This is a genomic window from Ammoniphilus soli, from assembly GCF_040813775.1.
This window is the reverse complement of sequence record NZ_JBEGDL010000016.1, coordinates 58761-84166: the sequence shown is the minus strand read 5'-3', so window position 1 is coordinate 84166 and position 25406 is coordinate 58761. Positions and strand designations below refer to the sequence as shown.

Below are 25406 nucleotides of genomic sequence, written 5' to 3'. Positions count from 1 at the left end.
ACCGGGATTAGAATGGCGGTTCCTCATCACTAGCAGCCGCTGCTTCTGTAAGCTGAGTATGAGGCGATTGCTTTTTTAAAATTCTTTGCATCACTTCATCCAGCTGATCCGGGCGAAGAAGCTCTATAGGCGATATTCCTTTATCAAACTGAAAGGAATCTCCCTCAATCATGACAACATACCGGTTCCCCAGTTTGGCAAAATGGATATTCTCTCCATAGTCTGACAATAAGGATTTAATCGTCACTCCATCAAGCCTGAACTTCATTTCTAAATCAGGCTTTGAGTCAACCAAGGCTTGAGTTGCAGCAGCCACCTGATCATGGGACCATTTTTCCTGAAGCTCACGTTCCTTCTTGCCGGCCCAAATGTCCATTTCTTCCAGTTCCTTCTCTTTCTCTTCTTGCTCAACTGGATAGGACTCCTCGATAAATTCCTGAACCATCCCCATAACTTGGGTATTCATCATTTCTGGAACAGAAGGCTCGTAATCGACAAATTTTAAGAAATCCTCAAAGTAGCGCGCGTGTGAAGACTGGAAAATCTTTAATTCCCACTCACTGACCATTCCCTCTTCCGGCATATACGGATAAAGAATAGATTTTATATTTTTGGCACTGATGGCCATTTGAACTTCCTGGATAATGTGCTGCTCATCTGAAATCCGGGCAATCTTATTTTCAAAGTCACACTTCATGATAAAAATCAATGGCTCATCAAAATACTTGCTTAATTTGGCTCTGGCTATGATGAGGGCTCCACCTCGGCTTGCTGTAGTTTGAATGTAGGCACGAATCACATCATCACTCGCCGCTTGGAATTCCACCATGTTCCCTGCCTTTTTTAACCTAGCAAACATATTGTAATTCGGATTGCTATCCAATCCATATCCAGGTTCGACAATGAATTTGCCTACCTTGGTGGGAGCCTGATCCGTCTTCGGCGTTCGATCTGCCTTTCTCTTCACCGTCCGGGCAAACTCGCCCTCAAGGAACCACTTTACATTGCTGTCTCCATAGCTATTTTCATCGAATGTCTGATAATGTCGGAAGGTTTGAGATGCCTGATCCCCTTCTCCTTCCACTTTCACGACAAAAAAAGAAAGATATTCTACTTTAAAATCCATATCGGCTTCCCCTTAACCAGAGAATTATCATCTATTATTGACCTTCCATCATTATAACAGCTTTTAAACAGGAAAAAGGACTACAGAAAATTTTTATACATGTATCTTTTTGTCATATTATCTCGTTTACTGGATATATTTTAGCATCGGGCTAAAAATACAAACTTCGAGGAAAAAAAAGGGGGCAATCAGAGTGGATGAGTTCCAGGATCAAATATATACTATTTCCAGCATTACAGCTCTCGAGGAAATCAAAAAAGGAATCAAGGACCAAGTCGTGGATCCTGCACTAAGCTGGCAAGAGCGGATGACCTTATATTATAAAGTCCGGGTAATCAATGAACGCATAACCTTCCTTCAGCAGCATAGGAAACTCGGCTAGAATTAAAGAAATTCCCAACTGAAAATAAGTATGGTCCCTGATTCCATACGAGAAACAGGGACCATTGAGGGAATGGATAACTGGTCTTTAAAATATTAATTATAGAAGATATCATCCAGACAAGCTAATTCTCCGTTTTCATCAAGCTCATAAAAGGTGATCTTCTCTCCCAGCTTCATCTCAATGAAACAATCCGAACAATAAAAATATTTGGGGGCCACTTGTCCCACATTAATTCTTTGGCAATTGGGACATCTGACAATACGATCTCCTTCTACGCAGCGGTTTAAAAATTGGTCTACAGGCATAGCCTCCATCAACTTACACCTCGCTCATCATTTCCATACTATTCTATCACTCAGTATTGACAGAATGTAAAATAGTTAATCCCGCTTTTCCAAAAGGAATAGAGGAAAAGATCAAAGTAAACAATATGGTTATCTTCACTTAGAGGAGGGATAGTATGGAACAGAATGAAAATAAGAATATGATCAAACAGACCGCTGAGGCGATTAAAGATGGGGCGGACACCGCGTTTGATACGGTAGAAAATGCAGTTGAGACTGCCGCAAATGCCGCCCAGCAAGGCTTGGAAGCAACCGAAAGCGCTGCGATGAATGCGGTCGATGGAATGGAAGATGCGGCAAAAAACATGATGAAAAGAATGAATCAAGAAGACTAGCCTGGAGCTTTTTCCAGGCTAGTTTTTTTTCAGTGTGACATTTGTCATAGCTGGTGATAAAAATCCATGTTAGCATCATGGTAAGCGTAACAACGTACAATTTTAAAAAAGAGAGGTCTTTTACCATGAAACTAGAATTACTTTTGCCTATTTTCCGTTCTTTGCAAGACGATACCCGCATTCGTGTATATAACTACTTAGTGGATACCCAAGAAACGTTTAATTGCCAAGAGCTTGCTGCAGTTTTCTCCATTCACCCTAATGTAATGAGGGATCACCTAAAAACCTTGGAACAAGCAAACTTGATCATTGAGGAGCGTTCTTCCTATAAGACCAACAAAACAGGAAGAAAACCGATGGTATATAAGGCTAATCCACATGTATTTCATGCCCTGGACAAGTGGAATCAAGAAATCCGAGTACTAGTAGGCTAAGCGGTCTAGTATAGATGACAGGCAACAAAGTGGCCATCCTTATTATCTGATAACGCCGGTCTTTCCTTTTTGCAAATGTCCATCGCAGCGCTGCATCGAGTGTGAAACGCACAGCCCTTCGGGGCATTAGCCGGACTCGGAACATCCCCTTGAAGGATGATGCGCTCTTGCTTTACGTCCGGGTCTGGAATGGGTACGGCAGATAGGAGGGCTTTTGTGTAGGGATGCTTCGGATCGGCGTAAAGCTTCTTCTTATCCGCTAATTCGACGATCCTTCCTAAGTACATTACGCCCACTCGATCACATATATGCTTGACGACACTCAGGTCATGAGCGATGAAGATATACGTAAGCCCCAGCTCCTTTTGCAGATCCTGAAGCAAATTCAAAACCTGTGATTGAATGGAAACATCCAACGCGGATACAGGCTCGTCAGCAACAATAAGCTTAGGATTTAATGCAAGGGCCCTCGCAATCCCAATGCGCTGTCGCTGGCCGCCAGAAAATTGATGAGGATACCGCTTTGCGTGATACGCATTTAATCCTACTACTTCTAACAAATATTTGACCCGCTCCCTTCTTGCCTGCATATTGCCTATTCCATGGACAATTAAAGGTTCCTCTAAAATCTTTTCCACTGTGTGCCTGGGATTTAGGGAAGCGAAGGGATCCTGAAACACAATCTGCATATCTCTTCTGATCTGCCTCAGTTCCTCCTTTGTCATAGCTGTTACATCTGTGCCGTTAAACAATACCTGCCCGGATGTAGGCTCAATCAGCCGAAGCAGGGAGCGTCCTGTTGTTGACTTTCCGCAGCCGCTCTCTCCTACTAAGCCTAACGTCTCCCCCCTTCTTACCGTGAACGATACATCATCGACCGCTTTGACTTGGCCGACCACTTTGCCCAGTAACCCCCCTTTTATAGGAAAGTATTTTTTTAAATTTTTGACCTGAAGCAGATCCTGCGCCATTTTGAGCCCTCCTTTCCTTATGGGTACAACCAGCATCGGCACTTATGTCCAGACGATAAAGAAATGAGCTCCGGCATCTCTTCCTTGCACTTATCTACAAGATATTGGCAGCGAGGGGCAAAACGGCAGCCTTTAGGCATGGAGCCAGGGACCGGAACATTGCCAGGTATGGAGTAGAGCCGGTCTCTCTCGTCATCCATGCGCGGAACGGATTGAATTAATCCTTTCGTGTAGGGGTGTTTGGGATTTTTGAATATGCTTTGGACATCCCCCTCTTCCACAACCTTCCCGGCATACATGACTGCCACTCGATCGCACATTCCGGCCACAACGCCAAGATCATGCGTAATTATCAAGATCGCTGCTCCCGTTTGCTTGTTTAAGTTTCTCATGAGATCTAGAATCTGGGCTTGGATCGTGACATCCAATGCGGTGGTCGGTTCATCGGCAATCAGCAATTCGGGATCACAAGACATAGCCATGGCGATCATTACCCTTTGTCTCATTCCCCCCGACAATTGATGCGGATATTCCTTCACGATTTGTTCAGGGCGAGGGATCCCTACCTTTCTAAGCATATCTATGGCGTGCTGCTTTGCGTCTTTTTTACTTAACCGCCGATGAAGCCGAACGGTTTCCCCTATCTGGTCTCCAATCGTGTATACAGGATTTAATGAAGTCATTGGTTCCTGAAAAATCATAGAAATCTCATTTCCCCTAATTTGCCTCATTCTTTTTTCAGAGACTTGAACTAAATTTTCCCCTTTAAAAAACATCGTTCCCCCAACAATCTTTCCAGGTGGGTCAGGCACAAGTCTCATCACGGAAAGCGAGGTAACACTTTTCCCGCATCCCGACTCGCCTACTACCCCTAAAACTTCGCCCTTCCTTACGTATAAATCAATCCCATCTACGGCAGGAACTTCTCCTTGATCACTAAAAAAATGAGTGCGCAGCCCCTTTACTTCTAGCAGTTTTTCTGTCACGTAAGCACACCTCTTCCCATCCAAGATTTGCTCAATGCTGGAGCAAAATGTGGTGGTAACACTTTATTTATATTTTGGATAAGGACGGAATAGAAAGGAAAATTAGCTTCAAAAAATGGAGACAGCTCCCAAACGCACTAAACACCTTTCTTTTCATACCGTTTACACATGATTTTTTACAAATCACGCAAACTTATTGTAAAGTTAACTAGATTACGAATATACTCAACTTAAGCGCTTACATGATAGTGCAAACAAAATAAAGGAGGTCATTTATGGCAACAACAAACCTGGGGGAAAATGTCGTCCAGCCCGCAAAATCACAAAGCTCCTACCCTGCCTCACTCACAACACAGTTTGTCACAACCCAAGAACTCGCAGAAGTCGAACGATCCTTTACTGCGCAGAAGAAATTAAGCTTTACCTTTGGGGCCTACTTCTTTCTTATTACTCTACTAATTCCCTTCCTAAGCATTACCTCGGAATGGTGGTATGCAACACCTATCCTTGGCGGACTTACCCTCAACTTCTGGACCACACTTCTGCTGTTTCATATCGTCTATTGGTTAATGGCTTATGTGTTTGTACAAAAGGCAAACAGACTGGATGAAAAACTCAAGCAAAAATAGAGGGGGTTTTATATGTTAAATACTACCGCTGTTGTTATGGTTCTCGCATTAGTGGTGATTACAATTGGAATTTCGATCTATTCCAGAAAATTCAATTCGAATACGGCCAACTTTTATCTTGCAGGCCGTAAAGTAGGAATGCTGACGAACTCTACTGCCATCTGCGGCGACTACTTTTCAGCTGCTTCCTTCTTAGGTGTCGCAGCGGCAGTCTATGCCTCTGGAGTGGATGGCATGTGGTATGCCATTGGCTTTGGAGCTGCGTTTGTACCTGTTGTACTTTTTATTGCCAGCCCCCTTCGTAAATTTGGGGAATACACGATTCCTGATTTTCTCTTTGCCCGCTTCGGAAAAAGCCATACAGCACGAATCATCGGAGTAATTATGGTTCAGCTGATTTGTATCTTCTATCTTGCCCCGCAGATGGTTGGAGCAGGAAACACCTGGGATGTACTCGTAGGACTAGGATTTCTCGGCATGACTCCCTACCAAACCGGAGTGGTTGCTGTTGTAGCTATTATGATCTTTTATGTAGCAGTCGGGGGCATGAAGGGAACCACCTTAAACCAGATGATCCAATTCTGGGTATTATTTACAGCCATGTTTTTAGTATTTGCCCTAGTCTTAATGAAAGGCGTTGGTTCTTACGCTTCTGACAACAAGCCATTAACGAATCCGGCTACTATGACTGTGGAAAAATTAATGGCTGGGGAAGAAGGCAGCCGTCCTTATGATAAAGCAAAATCCGTCATGAGCCCTGAAGCTTTTGCCCTCGTGGAACAGAAGGTTCAAGCCGGTGATCCGACTGCTTCTGTTGCGGTTGTTATGCCGCAAGCTAATAAACTGCACCCTGATCGCACGATGACCTTCCAAGAGCCTGGGCATCGTTATGATTGGCTGAACCAATTCTCGATGGTACTCGCCCTTATTCTAGGTACGATGGGACTTCCACACATCATGAACCGTTACTATACCAATCCATCCGGTAAAGTTGCTCGTATATCCACACTATGGGTGCTTGGATTCGTGGGATTCTTCTATATCATGAGCTCGGTTGTTGGCATGGGCGGCCGGAACTTTGTCTCTAATCTTGCCGCAACAGATCCTAGTATTTTAGCCCTAACGGTAGACGGTCATCTCCTCAAGTCTGACCAGATCATGCCTGTGTTAGGAAAGCTCTTGTTTGGCGAATTTGGACTGGGTTATGTTGCAGCAGGAGCCTTCGCCGCTATGTTCTCTACTGTTGGCGGACTATTGATCGCCTCAGCAGCCTCTTGGGGCCATGATATTTACGAAAATTACGTGAACCCCAATGCCCCTGAATGGAAAAAAGTTGTTGTTGGGAAGCTTGCCGTTGTGATCATGGGATTATTCTCCTTGCTTGTTGGAATCGGAATCCCGGCCATCGGTCTGGATAAAGCCTATCCATCCCTCATCGCCATGATGGTTACTTGGGCCTTCGCGGTATCAGGCGGTGCATTCGTTCCGATGCTGCTCTGCTCCATCTGGTGGAAGAAGACTACTCGCAATGGCGCCATTGCTGGAATGATTGTCGGTGGCGGAGGCAGTATGTTCTTCATTCTGATGAATGTCTTAAAGGAGACGGGGGTATTTGCTCCGGGGAGTTTCGGTGCAACTCTTGGGGCGATGGCTTTCCCATCCATCTTCATTATCCCCTTGAGTTTCTTGTCAATCTATCTGGTAAGCATCATGGATAAAAATCAAATGCCTGCCTATGTCAATAATATTTGGGCCCGTATCCATGGTTCCGATGAGCTGTCCGAACGCGTTCGCGTAGCCATGCAAGATGCAGATTCTAAAGTATCATAAATAAAAAAAGGAAAACTGGATGTCATCCGGTTTTCCTTTTTTTGAAACGCTGTCGCTAGGGATCTCACTGTAGCACTCCTCCCATTTGAATACCAGAAAACTTGATTCGCGTCCCCTTGATACAGCACCGCTTTATATTTCACTATAGGTTAAGATAAAATGTTTGTGATAAAATATAACAATGGAATATGCTTGCCATAGTTTTTTCTGCTAACATTAACTTATCTTATAGGTGGTGATTACATGAGTCTTTTAGAAAATATTCTAGAGCACAATCGAAGCTTTGTTGAAGAAAAGAAATACGAACGCTACGCTACATCCAAGTTCCCTGATCGAAAATTTGTCATCGTAACGTGCATGGATACACGCTTGGTCGAATTGCTTCCTGCAGCTATGGATATCAAGAACGGCGATGTGAAAATCATTAAAACCGCAGGTGCAGTAGTGTCACACCCCTTCGGGAGCGCCATGCGAAGTATACTGGTAGCGGTGTATGAATTAGGTGTAGAGGAAATCGTAATTGCCGGGCATTATGATTGCGGGATGGGAAGCGTTAATCCGACTTTAATTAAACAAAAATTTTTAACAAGTGGGATTAAAGAAGAAACCCTTAAAACACTTGAGTCATCTGGCATCGATATCAATAGGTGGCTGAAAGGGTTTGACTCTGTTGGGGAAAGTGTAAAAAATAGTGTTCGTGTGATTCGCAACCATCCCCTCTTACCGAAGATCCCTGTCCATGGATTAATTATTGACCCTAAGACAGGAAGGCTGGATGTTGTAGAAGATGGATATTCTTACCTAGAAGGTGAATAGTTCAATCTAAAAGAAGGCTTCAACCCAGGGTCGCATTCCTTGACCTGGGCGAAGCCTTTTTTTATCCTTCTAATACTATAGTACATTCACCAAGCACATCTTCTCCCCATGCCAGCGACAAGTGATCGCCATGGCTGATCGGGCCGACGCCTTCCGGTGTGCCTGTAAAAATGATATCACCTTTGCCTAGTCCAAAATGCAGCGCAGTAAAATCGACAAGGGCCTGCATGTCAAACAGCATATTCTTTATGTTACCGCACTGCCCTTGTTCCCCATTCTTAATCAAGGAGAAATTCTTGTTTTTGCACTCTTCTACCCCTGGAAACGGAATAAAGGTAGTAATGGGAGCGGAGTTGGGGAAGCCTTTGGCTAGGAGCCACGGATACCCTTTTTTCTTGAGCTCGCTTTGCACATCCCTTAAAGTAAAGTCGATCCCTAGCGCCATCGAGTCGACTAGCTCGTCCACTTTCATGCCCTTTTCGTAATCTTTGGCAATATGGATCACCAGCTCTACCTCGTAATGCACTCCTCCCCGATCACCCGGGAGAGGAATATTCCGTCCATCCGCCTTCACTAAGGCATAAGTCGGTTTTGAAAATAGGAACGGAGAGTCAGGTACCTCGTTATTCAATTCTTTGGCATGTAACGCGTAATTGCGCCCCACGCAGTAAATATTGCGGATGTTTTCCATCACATGTCCTCTCCCGCTTTTATATAGATTTCACCATGCCGCCGTCAACCAGGAAGGATCCTCCCGTCATATACGTACAAGCATCAGAAACTAGAAACGCGACAACTTTGGCAAATTCCTCCGGTTCACCATAGCGGCCTAGCGGAATCTGCGCCTTTGCCTTTGCCACGACATCCTCATAAGGAATCCCGAACTTCTCTGCGTTGATCTGGTCTAAATGAGCGACGCGATCTGTCGCGATGCGACCGGGGGCCACCGTGTGGATTAGAATCTTGTAGGGTGCTAACTCCTCAGCTAATGTTTTTGTCAAACCAACGATACCTGTGCGGAACGTATTGGATAAGATTAAGCCAGGAATCGGCTGCTTAATAGAAGAAGAAGCAATATTGATAATTCTTCCGCCGCTCTGCTTCAAATCAGGCAGAACCTCGCGGATCATGCGGATATAGCTCAGGAGGTTAAGCTCAAAGGCTTGCTGCCACTGATCATCCGATAGCTGTTCAAAGCTGCCCCCAGGAGGTCCCCCTGCATTGTTAATCAAGATATCTATTTTTCCATATGTATCGCGAGTCGCTTGAACTAACTGCTGCACATCCTCCAGCTTGGTGATATCAGCACGGCAGTACGCAACCGATCCCGTTCCCAATCGCTGCAGATCCTGCTGCACCTGTTGCAGCTTTTCTTCGTCTCTTCCGCTCAGCATCACGCGAGCTCCTTCTTTCAAAAGCTCGATAGCCATCGCTTTTCCTAGGCCCTGACTTGACGCAACAACTAAGGCTACCTTGTTTTCCAAATGAAAGTTCATATTAATTTACTCCTTATAATAAACTTGCTGGTTGAACCAACTGTAATAGCTCTCGATTTGGTCCGTAAAAAAAGATGTTCTTGCCACCATCAATCGATGTATTCGGCTGTTCGGTCTGAAATTGAACTCCCTTTGCTCGATAATGCGAAATCGCTTCCTCCATATTATCAACAGTGAAAGCTAAATGATTGACGATCCCCTTATCAGAATACGTATGCTGGGTCGGATCAAGGTCCCGAATAAGTTCAATCTCCATCCCTGGCTGATTTCTATTAAACAGGAAGGCCATTTCGCGGGTCGGGCTCTGCCCCCTGGTCCTCAGCTCAAATCCGAATAAGGTCGAATAGAATTCGATCGATGCATCCATATCGCTGACAATCAGTGCCACGTGCTCAATTTTTATCTTCATGAATCCCCAACTCCTTCGTTCCATTTTCTAACACATTATACCAAATTCCCAATGGTCATGTCCCATCATAAAAGAGGAAAGGACTGCCTCTACATAGTGAGGACAGCCCTAGTTGGTTGGTACGGATTCACGATTTTCCTGAAACCACTTTATTTTCTCCCTCAGCTTGACCACTTCCCCAACCAGGATTATAGCAGGGTTTGAAATTTCGCTTGCTTCCACGATTTCTTGGATGGTGCTTAGGGTGCCAATGACGGTTGTCTGCTGAGGCATGGTTCCCCAGGCAATGACCGCGACAGGGGTGTCTGGTCGGCGACCGTACTTGATTAGCTGACTGCAGATATGCGGAAGATTAGCCACACCCATATAGAAGGAGATCGTATCGATGCCTTGGGCTAAGGACATCCATCTTTCCTCGGAATCATCTTTATCCTGACCCAAATGACCCGTGACCATGGCAAAGGTGGACCCATAGTCCCGATGGGTTACAGGAATTCCTGCATAGGCAGGAACCGCAATCCCCGACGTAACACCTGGAACGATCTCGAACTCAATCCCGTTGTTTGCCAATTCCTCTGCTTCTTCTCCCACACGGCCGAAGACGCAGGGATCTCCGCCTTTCAGCCGGGTAACGATCTTTCCCTCGAGGGCCTTTTCCACAAGCAGCTGGTTAATCGCTTCCTGGCGCAACGTATGATGATGGGGCAGCTTTCCGCAATAGATCAGTTCTGCTTCTTCTTTCCTATGTTCAAGGAGCAGCGGGTTAGCCAATCGGTCATAGATGATGACATCGGCCGCTTGGATGCATTCCAAACCTTTAACCGTAATCAGCTTGGGATCTCCTGGTCCTGCCCCCACTAAGTATACTTTACCTTTCATATGCTCTCTTCCCTTTCCAGTCTAGTCTAAGAAAACCATTGTCAGAAGAGAATGTTGATTTCTCCCGCTCCTTTATTTATCTTATCATACCCTAGTCTCGCGATTCTGGCATTGGAAATTTATCATCATTTCTATAATACGGTCCATGTTCAGATGACTTCGGACATGATCGGCCAGCCGCACGAAGCCTTCCTCCCGAAGCTGCTGGAAAAAAGCCCGTTCCTCCAGGGGTGCCAGCCCTTTTCTGATCCGCAATCCATCCAGCAATGCATGCCGAAAGGAATCGTTATGAAAAATGCCATGAAAATACGTGCCAATCACATCTTGTTCTTCATTGCAGCTTCCTTCTTCTCGAATGTCCATTTGAATAAAAGGGGAAACGGATCCGATGCGTTCAGATTGTCCCATATGAATCTCATAGCCTTCAACCTGATATGCTCTTCCGGCAAAATAAGCGGTACCTGCCGAACAGGTAGTCACTTTATCCTTTTCCAGGGTCGTCACAATGGGCAGTAATCCTAACCCCTCTATCTCCCCGCAAGGAGATTCCACAGCATACGGATCGCGTATTTTTTGGCCCAGCATCTGATATCCCCCGCAGATTCCCATGACGATGGACTTCCCTTTGCGTTGGAAATCGAGAATCTTTTCATCTAAGCCCTTTTCCCTTAAATAAAGCAGATCCTCTATTGTGTTTTTGCTCCCCGGCAGGATAATCAAATCCGGTTCACCCAATTCTTCCTTTCGGGTAATGAAACGAAGCTGGCAATCCGTTTCTACCGAGAAGGGGTCCATATCTGTGAAATTGGATATCCTCGGGTATTGGACAACAGCGATATCGAGCTCTTTTCTTTCCTGATAATGTGTGCGGTATTGCTGCAAAATGAGGGAGTCCTCGGCATCAATATACAGATCCTTGATATACGGGATCACGCCAAGTACTGGCTTTCCCGCATATTGCTCGAACCAATCCAGACCGGATTTCAGCAGGGTAACATCTCCGCGAAACTTGTTGATAATGACACCGATCACCCGCTCCCGATCCTCCGGTTCCAGCAGCTGCAAGGTGCCCACTAAGCTGGCAAAGACTCCGCCGCGTTCAATATCGGCGACTAGGATCACGGGTGAATTGGTCATTCTGGCAATTCGCATATTCACCATTTCCCGGTCATTCAAATTAATTTCCGCGGGACTTCCAGCTCCTTCAATCACGATTCTATCATAGTTTGCAGCCAAGCGATGATAGGCTTCCTCAATCAGCTTGATGCCGATCGGAAAAAACTCACTGCGATAGGCTTTGGCCTTCATGTTTTGGTAGGGCTTACCATGAACAACAATCTGCGACTCGTTTTCCCTCGTGGGCTTGATCAGTATTGGATTCATGTCCGTCGTGGCAAGCACTCCTGCGGCTTCTGCCTGAACGCCCTGGGCACGGCCAATTTCCTTTCCGTCTACGGTAATATAGGAATTTAAGGCCATATTCTGCGACTTGAAAGGTGCCGTAGCCCATCCGTCTTGCGCAAAAATCTTGCAAAGGGCCGTAACCAGAACACTTTTCCCCGCATCGGAGCTTGTTCCTTGAATCATTAGGGGCAAAGCTCTAGCCATGGACTTTTACCTCCAAGCATTTATCGATCCAACGCTTCACCATCTCAGGATTTGAAGCAAAGTGCAGATGAGTGTAGCCTGCAACTAAATTTCCTTGAACAACCCCTTCGGTTTTCGTTCCGCGTAATCCTTTGGTTTGGTATGCATGGGTTAATTCCGCGTCTGCAGCAAACGTGGAATAATGAAATTCATGTCCTTTCACATGATCTCCATCCCCCAGCAAGAAGTTGCCTTCAGTCCCCGTTACCTCGCGATAGCCCAAAGCTGCTAAGCGCTTTTGCATGGTTACGCTGCCCGGAATTATGCCAACCATAGGGTATGCCCGGTTGTCCGTGGTCTTGATTTGTCGAGTTAAAAACATGAATCCCCCGCACTCCGCCAGGGTAGGCAGCCCCCTCTTGATGGCTGTACGAAAAGATTCCAGTACTTCCGCATTTGAAGAAAGCTGCTCGGCAAATTCCTCGGGGAATCCTCCCCCGATATACAAACCATCCGCTTCCTCCGGTACGCCCTCTCCAGCTAGTGGAGAAAAGAATAAGCACTTGGCTCCGTACAACTCCAGCAGTTCGATATTTTCCGGATAGTAAAAGTGAAAGGCTGAATCTTTCGCAATGGCAATAGTGACGCAAGGTTCGGGCTTTTTAGAAAAAAACTTTGTCTCTGCTTCCACCAATGGTACAGATTCCGCTATGTTCAGGATCTCATCCAGGTCAACCGTTGCGGAAACCAGGTCTGCCAGTCTCTGAAATAAAGGCTCCAGCTCTCCCCGCTCAATCGAGGGCACTAATCCCAGATGGCGTTCCGGAATTTCCACTTCCTCTTCTCTCATTAAATATCCTAGGACAGGAATGCCGCACTCCTGCTCAATCGCAGCTTTAACAATCCGGAAATGTCCTTCACTTCCGACTTTATTTGCAATGACTCCAGCGATTCGGGATTGTTCGCTAAAGCATTGAAATCCTTTGACTACAGCAGCCACACTGCGAGCCATGCTCTGGCAGTTCACCACCAAGATAACAGGGCTCTGCAGCAAAGCACTGATTTCAGCTGTACTCCCTTTATTGCTGGTTGCTTCCTTGCCGTCATAGAAGCCCATGACACCCTCGATAATCGAAATATCGGCCCCATGGCTGCCTCTCTGAAAGATTTCCTTTACCATATCCTCCCTTAGCATCCAACTGTCCAGATTGCGCGAAGCTCTGCCCGTGACAGCTGTATGGTAGGTCGGGTCAATATAGTCCGGCCCGCACTTAAATCCTTGAACCTTATAGCCTTTCCTCTGCAAAGCCGCCATGAGCCCAATGGTTAAGGTTGTTTTTCCGGCACCGCTCCCTGTCCCAGCGATCACGATTCTTCTCTGTGTCATGCAAACCCCTCCGCCTCTTCTTCTCTTTATGCAAACGACATGATTCCTACTGAGATGGTGACGTTACCGGACTTTTTCTTATTCAATACGAGCGGATCGGCACCGCTATACAGCTTGGCAGCAGGTTCGCTTACCCCATAAGCGCCCGTGTATTTAAAGACGGTATCCGATGGATCTTCTATGAAAACTTCGTTTAACTGTTTAGGGGAATACGTTACAAAATCCCAGCCATATTTTTGAGTGACAGCGATCAACCCTTCTTCATCCTTTTTTAAATCAATGGAGCAAATCGCTTTTACACTTCGAATTGAAAACTGCAGGTCATCTAGCGTTTCCTTTATGACTCCCTCAATCTCTTCCGCTGACGTGCCCCGATTGCAGCCCATTCCCAGTACTAGAACCTTCGGACGGTAAAGCACTCCATTATCCAAAATGGCTTCCTCTTCCCGATCGAGCAAGCGGTGAGTCACCACTAGCGCCGCCTGAGGCTGCGCTGCCAAGGCTTCATTTATTGAAGGATATAACCGGATATGGCTTGGCATGGGGGTATCATGCATCCACCACTGGCTTTCTCCTGACTCCTGTACGATCGCCACGTGTTCTTCATTCACGACCGAAGCGCTCACTGGCGTCAGCTTCTCTGCCGAATCCCACTCCCAGCCGAAGCGACGGCCAAACAAGTCAACAGGGATCGTTTTCTGTACATCAGAAGCGGTTGTAATAATCGGTCTGGCCCCCATCGCCGCCGCCACTTCACGGGCGAGCTCATTGGCTCCTCCCAGATGTCCGGAAAGAACGCTAATCACGTTTTCTCCTTTATCATCGATGACCACTACCCCAGGATCCGTCTTTTTATCCTGGAGAAGAGGGGCAATCATGCGGATCACTGCACCTAAGGAAATAATGATGATGAGTCCCTTATAGGCAGGCCAGAGCGCAGGAAAAAGCAGCCGGACGCTGCCGTTAAACATCTGGATGGCACGAGTTGCTTCATCCCCGCGGGCAAATTTCTCCATATAATAAAGATCTGCATGGGAAAACTTTTGGCTCAGGTTTCTGGCCAGTTCCACTCCATGCTTGGTAATGGCAATGATCGCATAGTCCCCTTGCTGGCGGATGGATGGGATTTCGCCTTCTTTTAATGAAATCATGCGTTCTTCACACCTTTGCGGAATCCATGGGTAAATTCTTTATCATACAGCTTGGAACGGTATTCGTCTTTCTCATGGATATCGGGATCCAGCGCCCAGCCGGCTAAGATCATCGCATGCGAGCGAATTCCGTTGGCTCGCATGTCTTCATCCAAATTCCGAAGAGTCGTTCTCACGATCACCTGATCCGGCCAGGTGGCCCGCTGGACGACAGCTACTGGCGTATCCTCGCTCCATCCTGCTGCAACCAATTCCTTCACTACCTTCTTGGTCAAGGTGGCACTTAAGAAAAGCGCCAGCGTGCAATGATGGGAAGCCAAATCCTGCAGCTTTTCCCTATCCGGTACCGGCGTTCTTCCTTCGGCTCGGGTAAGGATAAGCGTCTGGGTCAAATCCGGAATCGTCAGTTCCGCCCCCACAGCCGCGGCGGACGCAAACACCGAGCTTACTCCCGGTACAATCTCATAGCCCACGCCATGCTTTTTAAGCAAAGCGACCTGCTCCATCGTGGCTCCGTATACCGCAGGGTCTCCCGTGTGCAGACGAACGACGGTTTTGCCTTGTTTAAGGCGGTCGACGATGGTTTCAACCATTTCCTCTAGGGCCATCCCTGAGCTTTTCAGAATCTCCGCTCCGTCTTTTGCCTTAGCTACCAGCTCTTCATTGACTAAGGAATCGGTGTACATCACTACGTCTGCCTGCTGCAGCAGCTTCAAGCCTTTGACCGTAATCAGATCCGGATCCCCTGGGCCAGCCCCAACAATATATAATTTCATCATTTTCTCACCACCATTAAAGTTAGGTATTCCAGCTCCGCCCGCTCTAGCTCCCGGACATCTCTCCATATCATTTCTTCGGAAGAGGTCACCTTTGTCACGACCGAAGCTTTATCCGTTAAGTTCAAATCACGCAAGACCATGAGAATGCTGTCCAGCACCTTCGCCACTTTGATGAAGATGACGCAATCGTGGTCAAGAAGCGCTTTTCGCATGGCCTCCATATCTTCTGTGGCTGGAATGATCCCAATTTGCTCATCCCCGTCTGCAAGCGGTAGGCCTAACTGCGAGGCTGCACCGAGAAAAGAAGAGATGCCCGGCACCGATTTGACTTCCACTTCCGGATAAAGTTCGTTCATGAGCCTCATCATATGGATAAAGGTGCTATAAAACATGGGATCCCCTTCGGTGACAAAGGCCACATCTTTCCCTTGGCGCAAATGCTCCCACACCAGGTGGACCGTGTTTGTCCATTCCCGTTCCAAAATCTCCTTATCTTTCGTCATCGGAAAGACGAGACCCAGCATCTCTTTTTCATTGGGGTTTACATACATTTCCATGATGCGATGAGCATAGCTTTTGCTCCCCATTCGCTTCTTCGGGTAAGCGATAACCGGCGACTCCTTTAAAAGTCGAAAAGCCTTTACCGTGATTAATTCCGGATCCCCTGGCCCTACACCTAAACCATATAGCGTGCCTATTCTACTCATTCGATGAGTCCTCCTTTTTTGCGCTGAGCCGTGATGATGTAAATCGGATTGAGACCTTCAAAGCGGGTCATGTTCAAGATCGGCTTGCTTCGGGATACTTGTGCCAGAATGACATCCGTATCCATCCCTTCTCGCCCAAAAGCTTGCATCGCATCATAAAGATTTTCGATCGTTGCTGCGTTCAGCACGATTCTTCCGTTCGGCTTCAAACGCGTGCAGCAAATATGCAAGAGCTCTTCCATTTCCCCACCGGTTCCCCCGAGAAAAACGGCATCGGGATCGGGAAACTGATCCAGCCCCTCTGGTGCTTTGCCATGGATTACCGTGAGATCCGCCCGGAACTTGCTCATATTTTGGCGGCAATTTTCCAGATCTCCTTCATTCTTCTCAATGGCAAATACAGCGCCTTCTCTGGCGATCTTTGCCGCTTCAATCGCTACGGAACCCGTGCATGTCCCAATATCCCAAACCACGCTGGCGGAATGAAGGTTCAGCTGGGCTAAACTCAACACGCGCACTTCTTTTTTCGTAATCAATCCCTTATCAGGCTTTCGTTGGGCAAACTCTCCATCCGGTATCCCGAGGGACCAAGCGGGTGATTTTCCCTTCTTGATGAGAATTACGACATTTAGTTCGGAAAACGACCGATCCAACATTTCCTCAAGGGAATACCAGCCTGCTTTTTCCTGCTGACCGCCCAGATTTTCACCGACAAATGCTTGATATTCTACCATCCCAAAAGAAATCAGATATTTAGCAATCTCCGGGGGACTATTTTCCTGATCCGTTAACAGAGCCACTTTGGCTTTCCCATCTATGCGCTGGGCCAGCCCTTTGATGCTTCTTCCGTGCACGCTGGTCACGTAAGCATCCTGCCAGGACTCACCTATTCTTGAAAAGGCGAGCTGGATGGAGCTGGCATTCGGAAAGATATCTGCGTTGCATTTTTTGGACAAATATCCTCCGATCCCATAAAATAAAGGGTCTCCGGAGGCGAGGACCACGGTTCGCCTGGTTTCCGATTGGAGTCGATCCGCTAAGGCCGTTAGGCCCCCCTTAATGACGATCTTCTCCCCTGTATATTCCGGAAAAAAATCCAGCTGCCGCTCCCCGCCAACCAGAATTTCACTTTCCTTAATCCAGTTCAAATAGATAGGGAGAAGACTTTCCTTGCCGTTATCGCCGATTCCAATGACTTTCATTCGATTATCCATGTAGACTCATCCTTCCTAGCAGCTCACCTTTCAAGGTCGTCAGTACGGTTTCCATTTCCATTCCGCCCCTTACTTCTTGCAATCCGGAACGGCAGCAGTATTCGCTGAGGGTGTGAAAAAAAGATTCGTAACCACTTTCTCGCATCAGGTCCCCTACCTGTGAAGCGGTATTGGCACCCGCGATTTCGGCAACAAGCTCATCCGGAACGCCAGACTCTCGAGCCACTTGGGCTAAAAAGCCGAAATCCACGGGAGCGCTCTTGGAATGGACCATCATCACCCCTTGGGCCACCTTCGAAAACTTGCCCATCATCCCCACCAGCGTGACCTTTTTTGCGTTTTTCCGTTTGCATTGCTGCAAGGAAAAGCCGACAAAGTCCCCCATTTCGATAAAGGCCTCCTCCGCGAGCCCTGGGTAAAGTTCCATGGCGTATTTTTCGCTTCGGCCTCCGGTCGAGAGCACCAAATGCTCACAGCCGTTTTGTACCGCGACGTTAATCGCCTGGACAATGCTCGCCTTATAGGCGGAGGTCGAAAAGGGAACGACAATGCCGCGGGTTCCGAGGATCGAGATTCCCCCGATAATGCCGAGGCGTCCATTTAACGTCTTCTTTGCGATTTCTTCTCCGTCGGGAACAGAAATGACCACCTTTACCCCCCGACGAGTTAAATCATAATCCTCCAAAACCCCTTGAAGCGTCTCCCGAATCATCATGCGGGGTACCGGATTGATCGCCGCTTCTCCGACTGCAACAGGCAATCCAGGCTTCGTCACCCGGCCTACCCCGATTCCCCCGTCAAGCTCTACGCCCATCTCCTTGTTCCAGCAAACCTCAGCGAGGATGAGCGCCCCATGCGTCGCATCGGGATCATCTCCTGCGTCTTTAATTACCCCGGCCATCGCCGTTTCCGCGCTATATTCACTTCTCTCGATGGTAAATGTGACCTCCTGTCCCACCGGCAGGGAAATCGTGGTCTCGCACGGGGTTTCCTGTCGGATGAGAGCTATAAGTGCCGCTTTTGCCGCGGCTGTCGCGCAAGCACCCGTCGTATAACCATGCCGCAGGGATTTCGGCTCTTTTTCCTCCATACTCCTCTACCCCAACCGTTCAGCCATTAATGATATGGCATTGAGAGCTGCAACCGTTACAGGACTTCCTCCCTTTCGGCCCATATTCGTGATAAAGGGAATGTCCAGCTTAGCCAATTCCTCCTTCGACTCCGCTGCCGATACGAAACCGACGGGCATGCCGATGACCAGTCCCGGCTTGGCCTCTCCTTCCTTGACCAGGCGGATGAGTTCCAGCAAAGCCGTCGGTGCGTTTCCGATCGCAAAGATCCCGCCTTCTGCCTCTTTAATGGCTTTGCGGATTGAGATGATGGCGCGCGTTGTATTCAATCGTTTCGCTTCCTCCATCACATCCCGATCGGAAATGAACACCTTTACTTCCCCGCCGTATTTTTCGATCCGCCCCTTGCTGATTCCCACTTGGACCATTTGCACGTCAGCCACAACGATTTTGCCACTGCGGATCGCTTCTATTCCGGCTTGAACTGCTCGCGGATGAAACACGAGGCTTCGTCCCAGGTCGAAATCCGCAGAAGCATGAATAACGCGCTGGACCACTGGATATTGCTCTTCGGTAAAGGGATGCTCGCCCAATTCCTCCGTAATGATCTGAAAGCTTTTTTCTTCAATTTCCTGGGGCTGTACCGTTAGGGGTTTAAACTCCGTATGAAATTCCATGTGCCTGATCTCCTTTCAAGGTTTGGTTGAGTTGCGACAATACACCGTCAAAGTCGGAAAACTTGGTACCGTATTGAATTTGGGGACGAGCGATAATGATCGTCTCAATTTCCATTTCCAATGCCGCTTCCACCTTTTCGTCCACTGCTCCCACTTTTCCGCTTTCTTTGGTTATCATGAGCGTCACCTGATATTGGCTGTACAGCGCTTTATTCAAGTCCTTCGTAAAAGGCCCTTGCATGGCGATAATATTTTTTTGCTCAACGCCCAGCTCCTCGCATTTTTCCATATTGTCTTTTCGCGGAAGCATCCGGGCAATTAGATTGGTTCCCGGTAAACCTAAGAGGCGATCAGCAAATGTTTTTAAGGTCTTGCTGCCTGTGGTCAGCATGATGTTGCCGCCCTTTTTTGCCGCAAGCTCTGCCGCTTGGACATAATCCTCGACGACCGTGACCAGCTCATGCTTCGGGTAGGCCAAATTTTCCCTTTCATAGCGGATATACGGCACTCCGACAGTTTGAGCCCCAGCCATGGCATTTTTAGAAGCCTCCTCTGCGTAAGGATGACTTGCATCGACGACAGCTTGAAATCCTTGCTTCTGGATGAGCTCGGTGATCTCGGAATCTGTTAACCTTCCTACACGGACTGGGATTTGCGCCTCTTCCATTGCTTTTGCCGCATTTTCGGTGACAACTGTCGCCATTAGCGGGAATCCTTCCGCCTTGATTTTTAGGGCCAATTCCCTGGCATCGCTTGTTCCGGCCAATACTAGAATCACGTTATTCCCTCCTTTCCCTTACTTCACTGGTACCGTGTCATGGTGATGATGATCGTGATCGTGGTGATGATGGTGGTGCCCATGATCATGGTCGTGATGATGATGGTGATCGATATGTTCCATCGCTGCGATTCGGTACTGACACGTATCGCAGTTCATTTTCACTTCTCCGCCCAGCGCTTCAATCGCCCGATCCTTAAAGACCTCTTTCAACTGAGGATGGAATCCGAAATAGGGAGCAAGCGTAAATCGGGTATCTGGGTATTGGTCTCTGTACTGCTGTACCATCGCTTCCATGCGCTTGATCAATACCCCGGTAAACAGGAAGTAGGGCAAGACAATGACGTGCTTTGCCCCCAAGCGGATGCATCGTTCCACCCCTTCATCCACTAAAGGCGCAGTTACCCCCATAAAGGCCGGTTCTACCCAGTTGGCTTTGCCTCTTTCCCAGAACAGGCGAGCCATCTTGAAAAGGTCGCTGTTCGCATCGGGATCACTGCTTCCCCTGCCGACAAGCAGAACCGCAATATCTGGATCTTCCTGCAGCGGATCGAATCCGCACTCCTTCATCCGGGAGGCTAAGATGCTCAACACCTCTTCATGAATGCCGATCGGGCGCCCATACGTAAATTTCACTCCAGGGAAACGTTCCTTGATTTCATCGATGGCTGCCGGAATATGGATCTTGGCATGTCCAGCGGCAAAAAGCATCATCGGGATCACTGCCACCTCGCTGGCCCCTCGCTTGACGCAGGCTTCCAACCCCTGCATGACAGTCGGCTGCTCAAACTCCAGGAAACACGTTTCTGCGATCGGTACTTCCAGCTCTGGCAGAACCCCTTCCACAAACTTCCTGACTTCCTCATTTCCCTGCGCATCCTTGCTCCCGTGTCCGACAAATAAAATGGCCTTCATTCCTTACACCCCCATGTTTAATCGCCGCAAGCAGCAGGTTCAATACTGACGGCCGGCATTTCCTGATACCTAAATCCCTTGACTTCTCCTACTCGCTTAAAAAACTTATGGAACCGCTCGTTCGGATAGCCATTTTGTTTAAACTGGGCCACGATCTCTTCCACTAGCGGAACAATCTCTGCCGGCTCAATGCCTTCCGCGACCGGTATGCCGGAATGGGCGTTTCTTCCTACGGTTTTCGCTCCCAGGAATAAGTCAAACTTTCCTTTCCGGAATACGATGCCGATATCTTCCTGAACCGCCCCATAGCAAGCCATTCCGCAACCGTTGAACCCGATCTTGAGCTCTTTGGGCACTTCCATTCCGCCTAAAGATTGCTGAAGCTGCTCCGCATAGGGGATCGGCTCATTCTTTTCCCCATCGCAGAAATCGCAGGCTTTTACCTGAATCACGTCCCCGATGGGCGCTAGGATAAATCCTTCTGTCCTTAAACGTTCCGTAACCTCCTCGGGCTGTGCAGCGGGAATCCGCAAAATGATTTGGTGATGCGGAGTATACTCAATGCTCCCCTTTTCCCCTGCAACCTCCGCAAGGGCAATCATCTGCCGGGGCGTGAATTTCTTGTTGGCAACGCCCGGGCTGACGGCGAATTCAAAAATGGATTCTTGCTGCAATATCGGTTCCGCTTGGTGATTTGCCTGTCCTGTTGGCGGATTGATGAGGGAGAGCGCCTCAGTCGCCCACTCTAAAGGAGTTTTTGGCGTTTCGAAGGTCTCCTGTTCCAAGGCCCAGGGCTCGTTCTCTGCTTTTAGGCGCTGATGCGGCTTTAAGGGCTGTTCATCAGCCGTGAGCGTATATTTGCGCTGGTAGCCGCGGGGGGTAATCATCAACCCGTCATAAAGGAATGTCGATGTATTGCCGATCACTACCGTCGTCAGCATCCCGATGTCATGGTCCAGCATCCTTTCAAGCGTGGTGACGATAACATGCTGGCGATCCCGATAGGCGCTTTTGACAAGGCCAACCGGAGTGTCCGGGGATCGGTATTTTAATAGAATCTTCTGCGCTTCCACGATCTGCCTCGTTCTTCTGCCGCTTCTCGGATTGTATAAGGCAATCACGAAGTCTGCCTGGCCTGCCGCTTCAATCCGTCTCGCGATCAGATCCCAGGGAGTCAGGTGATCGCTTAGGCTGATGGTGCAGGCATCATGCATAATAGGAGCCCCTAACAGCGCCGCGCAGGAATTGATGGCAGATATGCCGGGGACAATCTCCACTTCTACCCCTGACTCCTTCTTCCAGCCCTGCTCTACTAAAACTTCATAGATTAATCCGGCCATGCCATAGACGCCCGCATCGCCGCTGGATATGACCGCTACCTTCTTTCCCGTCTCGGCTTGGCGAACCGCTTCCCGGGCACGGCTGACTTCTTCCGTCATCCCCGTGCTCACTACCTCTTGATCCGTAAGCAGTCCTTGAATCAGCTCCACATAGGTGGAGTAGCCGATGATCACATCGCTTTCCTGGAGCGCCTCCCGCGCCCTCTTGGTTATATGCTCAAAGCTTCCGGGACCAAAGCCAATGACTAGCAGCTTCCCTTTCATGGCTGTACCACCCTTTCTTATTTTCCATACGGTTGGTCAATCAAATAACAGGAGAAAATCCGGCTATCTGAAATTTGAGGGTTCTTTCGATGAAAATAGCAGGAAAAAGCCCGGCTATTTCTTTGAAATGCGCAAAATTTGATAGTTTTGCCTGGCTTAACAGGAAATATGTCCGATTATTTGGCCCTTTTTCTAGCCAAACACTTAAATAGCTGGAAAATCTCCTGTTATTTCGAAAGCTAACGAGACCTCCTGCAACAAAAAGCTGCAAAACCAAAAAAGCACCTCCAACCATGAATGGTTAGAGATGCTTTAATAGCTACTAAAATCATTTCATCAAGAAGACAAAATGGCAGACTGCATCCTAACACTCTCCTATTCCTCGTAGGTTGACCGTGTTAAAGAAATAGGCAGGTCTCCTGACTTAGGACTTCCTTCCAGCGCCTTCCCAGTTATGATTCCAGTGGCTGTTGCTGAAAGCCGCTAATTTTCCATTAGCGTCCATCACAGTGGCGGGACCGTGTCGGATTGTACACCGAGCTTCCCTATTAAGCTGAACCTAGATTCAGCACCTATCTCTTCATTCGCTATTCAATTGTACAACTTATAGATATGGTCAAAAGTTCTTAATATGCCTAAATCATACAGAAAAGCCAGTTGGCATTCAACACCTTATTTCAATTCGATATATGTTCCATTTTTCAGAATGCAGGTCTCTATCCCGTAAAACCCTGCGATGGCTTTGATTACACTGCCATGGGTGATGAGCAAAATCCGGTCGCTGGGATAGGCTGCCTCCAGATAGCGCAAGCCCTGCTGCAGCCGTTCCCGGAAAGAATCCAGGCTCTCTACCCCGTAGCATCCTTCCGCCATTTCCTCCACATCTTCGATCTGGTAGCATTGGCGGATTTCATCGATGGTCTGGCCTTCGAGATCCCCGAAGGAGCGCTCCTGAAACTCGTCGCGCAGTTCGGCCGGAAGCCGCAGAATCTCGCTGCAAAGCGCCGCGGTTTGCTGGGTCCGAAGCAGAGGGCTTGCAATCATCCGATCAAAACGATAGTTTAGTTGGGTTGAAAAAAATTCACCAATCTCCAGGATTTGCTTAATTCCCGTCGAATTAAGCGGAACATCTTTTCTCCCTTGCATTCGCCGCTGTACATTCCAGTCTGTCTGTCCATGCCTTAAGAGGGTGAGTTTCATTTGCTTCTTTCCTTTACCAGAATTTCTCGAATCCCATTCTGCCTATCATAACCAGGGCGAGAAACAGGAGGGATACAAGCTTCATCACCTGTACGGTTTCTCTTATATCCTGAGCCCGGATCGGCCGCAGGGGATCGCCGAGCCTTGCCCGATGGGACGGAACTCCCTGATAATAATTCAAGCCCCCCAATTGTATCCCTAGTGCGCCAGCCATCCCAGCCTCGGTGAACCCGCTGTTGGGGCTCGGATGAAGCCTTGCGTCACGCCGGACGATCTGCCAGCTTGCCGTGCCGTTATGACCTTTTATCCAGCAAGCGACCACGAGAACAGCCGCAGCCAGCCGCGCCGGAATATAGTTGGCCCAATCGTCAAAGCGGGCTGAAGCCCAGCCTAAATTCATGTATCGCTCATCCTTATACCCAACCATTGAATCCAAGGTATTCGCTGCCCGGTAAGCCATGGCTAAGGGTGCACCGCCGATGGCTGCATAAAACAAGGGAGAAAGAATCGCGTCCACAATATTCTCGGCCACCGTTTCGACCGCACCTCTTGAAATTTCCGGCTCATCCAAGTTCTCCGTGTCCCTCCCGACGACCATGGAAAGGGCTTTTCTGGCTTCCGCCAGTTGACCGCTCTTCAAATGCCGAAAAATCTCCATGCCTGCATCGGCCAAGCCCTTCGTAGCAATCGTAGTCGAGATCAGCCAAACCTCCACTCCCCATGCCAGCCAGGGATGGATGGCGCTCAACCCTATCAGGAACAGCCATACGAGAAGAAAGCTTCCTCCTACGAGAACCAGGGGAAATAACAGTCCCGCCCATTTCAGTTGCTTTTCCTTTAAACCAATAGCTCTGATCCCTATTTCCAGCCTGGTGATCAACCGCCCCATTCCTACTACAGGATGAGGCAGGAACCGAGGATCTCCAATCAAGCGATCCAAGAGATACGCGCAAAATAAAGTCATGGCTTGAATCATCCTGTTTATCTCCCTTGCGTCGCAACGGCTTCATAAACCGATTGGTACACCAGTCTCCCAATGGCATTCCCCACCGTCGTTGCTGTTCCGGCAAATTGATGCTCATGCTCCGCTTTTCCTTGCTGGCTTGCCGCTAAAACGATCGCATCGCTTGTCGTTCCGGTCGCAATCCTTCCCTCCGCATCGCAGATCTGAAGGTCCTGAAGCGCGGCCGCCTTCGCTTCCGATGCGGTCATAATTCCGTTGATGATCGCCGATGATGAAAGGCGGCCATCGAGCATAATCAGGATATTGATCGTTCCGAATTGATAGGCAGGAAAGGTTTGGCGCGCCATGCCCGCTCTCGCAGCGTTTCCTGTCCCTGCCGTTGCGCAGCAGACCAGCCGAAATTGGTCTCCGGCTTCTTCATGGATAGAAGCATTCGCAAGCTTGGCCGCTGTCAGCAATCCTACGGTTTCCCCGAGAGGATAGCCCCGGCGGGCCAGCTCTGCCTTGATCATCCCCTGCGGATCGTCGCTTTGATAGGAATGGGAAACAAACCCATTGAAAAAGTATCGGGCATGGGCAAGCCCGCCTCCCCAGAGTGCGCTGCTGCATGAAGCAAGAGGGGCACGGGACCTGATTAAAACATGGTCTATCTTATAATCTATGGAAATGTCCGGCCAAACTTGTGATCGGTAGTTTGCTTGCCATTGGAAGGGTTGTGCCATCCGTTTTCCTC

29 protein-coding genes and 1 riboswitch are annotated in these 25406 nt (G+C 48.3%); of the genes, 6 read left to right on the top strand and 23 right to left on the bottom strand.

Translation table 11 applies throughout. From position 1 onward, the window contains the following. Positions 1–7 precede the first annotated feature (7 nt). Positions 8–1126, bottom strand: coding sequence for a DUF3900 domain-containing protein (locus tag ABLT31_RS24905; RefSeq protein WP_367756859.1), 1119 nt, complete (start codon positions 1124–1126; stop codon positions 8–10). Positions 1127–1319: 193 nt separating this feature from the next. Between ABLT31_RS24905 and ABLT31_RS24900 the strand changes: the two genes are divergently transcribed. Next, positions 1320–1508 carry a hypothetical protein gene (locus ABLT31_RS24900; protein ID WP_367756857.1) on the top strand — a complete coding sequence of 63 codons (189 nt, stop codon included), beginning with the start codon at positions 1320–1322 and terminating at the stop codon, positions 1506–1508. A gap of 95 nt (positions 1509–1603) precedes the next feature. On the opposite strand, the gene ABLT31_RS24895 is transcribed toward ABLT31_RS24900, so the two are convergent. Beyond that, positions 1604–1825 carry a hypothetical protein gene (locus ABLT31_RS24895; RefSeq protein ID WP_367756855.1) on the bottom strand — a complete coding sequence of 74 codons (222 nt, stop codon included), beginning with the start codon at positions 1823–1825 and terminating at the stop codon, positions 1604–1606. Between the two features lie 146 nt (positions 1826–1971). Here ABLT31_RS24895 and ABLT31_RS24890 point away from each other — a divergent pair, with 146 nt between their 5' ends. Beyond that, complete coding sequence (locus ABLT31_RS24890; RefSeq protein ID WP_367756853.1) at positions 1972–2190, top strand: hypothetical protein; 219 nt, start codon at positions 1972–1974, stop codon at positions 2188–2190. A gap of 125 nt (positions 2191–2315) precedes the next feature. Then, complete coding sequence (locus ABLT31_RS24885) at positions 2316–2624, top strand: winged helix-turn-helix domain-containing protein (protein ID WP_367756851.1); 309 nt, start codon at positions 2316–2318, stop codon at positions 2622–2624. Between the two features lie 5 nt (positions 2625–2629). On the opposite strand, the gene ABLT31_RS24880 is transcribed toward ABLT31_RS24885, so the two are convergent. After that, positions 2630–3595 (bottom strand): ABC transporter ATP-binding protein, encoded by a 966-nt coding sequence (locus tag ABLT31_RS24880; protein ID WP_367756849.1) that lies wholly within the window; start codon positions 3593–3595, stop codon positions 2630–2632. Positions 3596–3612: 17 nt separating this feature from the next. Beyond that, positions 3613–4581 (bottom strand): ABC transporter ATP-binding protein, encoded by a 969-nt coding sequence (locus ABLT31_RS24875; RefSeq protein ID WP_367756847.1) that lies wholly within the window; start codon positions 4579–4581, stop codon positions 3613–3615. Between the two features lie 275 nt (positions 4582–4856). Here ABLT31_RS24875 and ABLT31_RS24870 point away from each other — a divergent pair, with 275 nt between their 5' ends. From ABLT31_RS24870 to ABLT31_RS24860, 3 genes are all read left to right on the top strand, one after another. Then, positions 4857–5210, top strand: a complete 354-nt coding sequence (locus ABLT31_RS24870; protein ID WP_367756845.1) for a DUF485 domain-containing protein — start codon at positions 4857–4859, stop codon at positions 5208–5210. A gap of 12 nt (positions 5211–5222) precedes the next feature. Further along, positions 5223–7040 carry a solute symporter family protein gene (locus ABLT31_RS24865; RefSeq protein WP_367756843.1) on the top strand — a complete coding sequence of 606 codons (1818 nt, stop codon included), beginning with the start codon at positions 5223–5225 and terminating at the stop codon, positions 7038–7040. A gap of 243 nt (positions 7041–7283) precedes the next feature. Next, positions 7284–7856 carry a beta-class carbonic anhydrase gene (locus tag ABLT31_RS24860; protein WP_367756841.1) on the top strand — a complete coding sequence of 191 codons (573 nt, stop codon included), beginning with the start codon at positions 7284–7286 and terminating at the stop codon, positions 7854–7856. Positions 7857–7917: 61 nt separating this feature from the next. Here ABLT31_RS24860 and ABLT31_RS24855 read toward each other — a convergent pair whose 3' ends face one another. The 19 genes from ABLT31_RS24855 to ABLT31_RS24765 form a co-directional block, all read right to left on the bottom strand. Continuing rightward, positions 7918–8547 (bottom strand): fumarylacetoacetate hydrolase family protein, encoded by a 630-nt coding sequence (locus ABLT31_RS24855; protein ID WP_367756938.1) that lies wholly within the window; start codon positions 8545–8547, stop codon positions 7918–7920. 19 nt (positions 8548–8566) lie between these two features. After that, positions 8567–9352: an SDR family oxidoreductase gene (locus tag ABLT31_RS24850; RefSeq protein WP_367756839.1), complete on the bottom strand. Its 786-nt coding sequence runs from the start codon at positions 9350–9352 to the stop codon at positions 8567–8569. A 13-nt stretch (positions 9353–9365) separates the two neighbouring features. Further along, a complete protein-coding gene (locus tag ABLT31_RS24845; RefSeq protein ID WP_367756837.1) occupies positions 9366–9761 on the bottom strand; it encodes a VOC family protein in 396 nt (131 codons plus the stop codon). A 108-nt stretch (positions 9762–9869) separates the two neighbouring features. Beyond that, a complete protein-coding gene (gene cobA, locus ABLT31_RS24840; protein ID WP_367756835.1) occupies positions 9870–10640 on the bottom strand; it encodes a uroporphyrinogen-III C-methyltransferase in 771 nt (256 codons plus the stop codon). A gap of 84 nt (positions 10641–10724) precedes the next feature. Then, the gene (locus tag ABLT31_RS24835; RefSeq protein ID WP_367756833.1) at positions 10725–12248 is read right to left on the bottom strand and encodes a cobyric acid synthase; all 1524 of its coding nucleotides are present in this window, start codon (positions 12246–12248) and stop codon (positions 10725–10727) included. Continuing rightward, a complete protein-coding gene (locus ABLT31_RS24830; protein ID WP_367756831.1) occupies positions 12241–13614 on the bottom strand; it encodes a cobyrinate a,c-diamide synthase in 1374 nt (457 codons plus the stop codon). The genes ABLT31_RS24835 and ABLT31_RS24830 overlap by 8 nt, the downstream gene beginning before the upstream one ends. A 26-nt stretch (positions 13615–13640) precedes the next feature. Beyond that, positions 13641–14765: a cobalt-precorrin 5A hydrolase gene (locus ABLT31_RS24825; RefSeq protein WP_367756829.1), complete on the bottom strand. Its 1125-nt coding sequence runs from the start codon at positions 14763–14765 to the stop codon at positions 13641–13643. Next, complete coding sequence (gene cobM, locus ABLT31_RS24820; protein WP_367756936.1) at positions 14762–15541, bottom strand: precorrin-4 C(11)-methyltransferase; 780 nt, start codon at positions 15539–15541, stop codon at positions 14762–14764. Before cobM ends, ABLT31_RS24825 begins: the two co-directional genes overlap by 4 nt. Beyond that, on the bottom strand, positions 15541–16251 hold the full coding sequence (gene cobI / locus ABLT31_RS24815; RefSeq protein WP_367756827.1) for a precorrin-2 C(20)-methyltransferase: 711 nt from the start codon (positions 16249–16251) through the stop codon (positions 15541–15543). Before cobI ends, cobM begins: the two co-directional genes overlap by 1 nt. Further along, complete coding sequence (gene cbiE, locus ABLT31_RS24810; RefSeq protein ID WP_367756825.1) at positions 16248–17465, bottom strand: precorrin-6y C5,15-methyltransferase (decarboxylating) subunit CbiE; 1218 nt, start codon at positions 17463–17465, stop codon at positions 16248–16250. The genes cobI and cbiE overlap by 4 nt, the downstream gene beginning before the upstream one ends. Next, positions 17458–18555, bottom strand: coding sequence for a cobalt-precorrin-5B (C(1))-methyltransferase (locus ABLT31_RS24805; RefSeq protein WP_367756823.1), 1098 nt, complete (start codon positions 18553–18555; stop codon positions 17458–17460). The genes cbiE and ABLT31_RS24805 overlap by 8 nt, the downstream gene beginning before the upstream one ends. A gap of 6 nt (positions 18556–18561) precedes the next feature. Further along, positions 18562–19212, bottom strand: a complete 651-nt coding sequence (locus ABLT31_RS24800) for a precorrin-8X methylmutase (RefSeq protein WP_367756820.1) — start codon at positions 19210–19212, stop codon at positions 18562–18564. Further along, complete coding sequence (gene cobK / locus ABLT31_RS24795) at positions 19190–19990, bottom strand: precorrin-6A reductase (protein WP_367756818.1); 801 nt, start codon at positions 19988–19990, stop codon at positions 19190–19192. Before cobK ends, ABLT31_RS24800 begins: the two co-directional genes overlap by 23 nt. A gap of 18 nt (positions 19991–20008) precedes the next feature. Next, positions 20009–20905, bottom strand: coding sequence for a sirohydrochlorin chelatase (locus ABLT31_RS24790; protein WP_367756816.1), 897 nt, complete (start codon positions 20903–20905; stop codon positions 20009–20011). Between the two features lie 17 nt (positions 20906–20922). Continuing rightward, positions 20923–22509: a precorrin-3B C(17)-methyltransferase gene (cobJ, locus tag ABLT31_RS24785; protein ID WP_367756814.1), complete on the bottom strand. Its 1587-nt coding sequence runs from the start codon at positions 22507–22509 to the stop codon at positions 20923–20925. 40 nt (positions 22510–22549) lie between these two features. Beyond that, on the bottom strand, positions 22550–22786 hold the full coding sequence (locus tag ABLT31_RS24780; RefSeq protein ID WP_367756812.1) for a hypothetical protein: 237 nt from the start codon (positions 22784–22786) through the stop codon (positions 22550–22552). 115 nt (positions 22787–22901) lie between these two features. Next, positions 22902–23100, bottom strand: a riboswitch (cobalamin riboswitch). Positions 23101–23181: 81 nt separating this feature from the next. Then, positions 23182–23709, bottom strand: a complete 528-nt coding sequence (locus ABLT31_RS24775; RefSeq protein ID WP_367756810.1) for a histidine phosphatase family protein — start codon at positions 23707–23709, stop codon at positions 23182–23184. A 13-nt stretch (positions 23710–23722) separates the two neighbouring features. Beyond that, positions 23723–24685: an adenosylcobinamide-phosphate synthase CbiB gene (gene cbiB / locus ABLT31_RS24770; protein WP_367756808.1), complete on the bottom strand. Its 963-nt coding sequence runs from the start codon at positions 24683–24685 to the stop codon at positions 23723–23725. A 5-nt stretch (positions 24686–24690) separates the two neighbouring features. Then, positions 24691–25395 carry an adenosylcobinamide amidohydrolase gene (locus tag ABLT31_RS24765; RefSeq protein WP_367756806.1) on the bottom strand — a complete coding sequence of 235 codons (705 nt, stop codon included), beginning with the start codon at positions 25393–25395 and terminating at the stop codon, positions 24691–24693. Positions 25396–25406 lie beyond the last annotated feature (11 nt).

Bases quoted from the DNA above. Each gene is read 5' to 3' on its own strand.
- ABLT31_RS24905 (WP_367756859.1), bottom strand. From the start codon at position 1,126: ATGGATTTTAAAGTAGAATATCTTTCTTTTTTTGTCGTGAAAGTGGAA.
- ABLT31_RS24895 (WP_367756855.1), bottom strand. From the start codon at position 1,825: ATGGAGGCTATGCCTGTAGACCAATTTTTAAACCGCTGCGTAGAAGGA.
- ABLT31_RS24890 (WP_367756853.1), top strand. From the start codon at position 1,972: ATGGAACAGAATGAAAATAAGAATATGATCAAACAGACCGCTGAGGCG.
- ABLT31_RS24885 (WP_367756851.1), top strand. From the start codon at position 2,316: ATGAAACTAGAATTACTTTTGCCTATTTTCCGTTCTTTGCAAGACGAT.
- ABLT31_RS24880 (WP_367756849.1), bottom strand. From the start codon at position 3,595: ATGGCGCAGGATCTGCTTCAGGTCAAAAATTTAAAAAAATACTTTCCT.
- ABLT31_RS24870 (WP_367756845.1), top strand. From the start codon at position 4,857: ATGGCAACAACAAACCTGGGGGAAAATGTCGTCCAGCCCGCAAAATCA.
- ABLT31_RS24865 (WP_367756843.1), top strand. From the start codon at position 5,223: ATGTTAAATACTACCGCTGTTGTTATGGTTCTCGCATTAGTGGTGATT.
- ABLT31_RS24860 (WP_367756841.1), top strand. From the start codon at position 7,284: ATGAGTCTTTTAGAAAATATTCTAGAGCACAATCGAAGCTTTGTTGAA.
- ABLT31_RS24855 (WP_367756938.1), bottom strand. From the start codon at position 8,547: ATGGAAAACATCCGCAATATTTACTGCGTGGGGCGCAATTACGCGTTA.
- ABLT31_RS24850 (WP_367756839.1), bottom strand. From the start codon at position 9,352: ATGAACTTTCATTTGGAAAACAAGGTAGCCTTAGTTGTTGCGTCAAGT.
- ABLT31_RS24845 (WP_367756837.1), bottom strand. From the start codon at position 9,761: ATGAAGATAAAAATTGAGCACGTGGCACTGATTGTCAGCGATATGGAT.
- cobA (WP_367756835.1), bottom strand. From the start codon at position 10,640: ATGAAAGGTAAAGTATACTTAGTGGGGGCAGGACCAGGAGATCCCAAG.
- ABLT31_RS24835 (WP_367756833.1), bottom strand. From the start codon at position 12,248: ATGGCTAGAGCTTTGCCCCTAATGATTCAAGGAACAAGCTCCGATGCG.
- ABLT31_RS24830 (WP_367756831.1), bottom strand. From the start codon at position 13,614: ATGACACAGAGAAGAATCGTGATCGCTGGGACAGGGAGCGGTGCCGGA.
- ABLT31_RS24825 (WP_367756829.1), bottom strand. From the start codon at position 14,765: ATGATTTCATTAAAAGAAGGCGAAATCCCATCCATCCGCCAGCAAGGG.
- cobM (WP_367756936.1), bottom strand. From the start codon at position 15,541: ATGAAATTATATATTGTTGGGGCTGGCCCAGGGGATCCGGATCTGATT.
- cobI (WP_367756827.1), bottom strand. From the start codon at position 16,251: ATGAGTAGAATAGGCACGCTATATGGTTTAGGTGTAGGGCCAGGGGAT.
- cbiE (WP_367756825.1), bottom strand. From the start codon at position 17,465: ATGGATAATCGAATGAAAGTCATTGGAATCGGCGATAACGGCAAGGAA.
- ABLT31_RS24805 (WP_367756823.1), bottom strand. From the start codon at position 18,555: ATGGAGGAAAAAGAGCCGAAATCCCTGCGGCATGGTTATACGACGGGT.
- ABLT31_RS24800 (WP_367756820.1), bottom strand. From the start codon at position 19,212: ATGGAATTTCATACGGAGTTTAAACCCCTAACGGTACAGCCCCAGGAA.
- ABLT31_RS24790 (WP_367756816.1), bottom strand. From the start codon at position 20,905: ATGAAGGCCATTTTATTTGTCGGACACGGGAGCAAGGATGCGCAGGGA.
- cobJ (WP_367756814.1), bottom strand. From the start codon at position 22,509: ATGAAAGGGAAGCTGCTAGTCATTGGCTTTGGTCCCGGAAGCTTTGAG.
- ABLT31_RS24775 (WP_367756810.1), bottom strand. From the start codon at position 23,709: ATGAAACTCACCCTCTTAAGGCATGGACAGACAGACTGGAATGTACAG.
- cbiB (WP_367756808.1), bottom strand. From the start codon at position 24,685: ATGATTCAAGCCATGACTTTATTTTGCGCGTATCTCTTGGATCGCTTG.
- ABLT31_RS24765 (WP_367756806.1), bottom strand. From the start codon at position 25,395: ATGGCACAACCCTTCCAATGGCAAGCAAACTACCGATCACAAGTTTGG.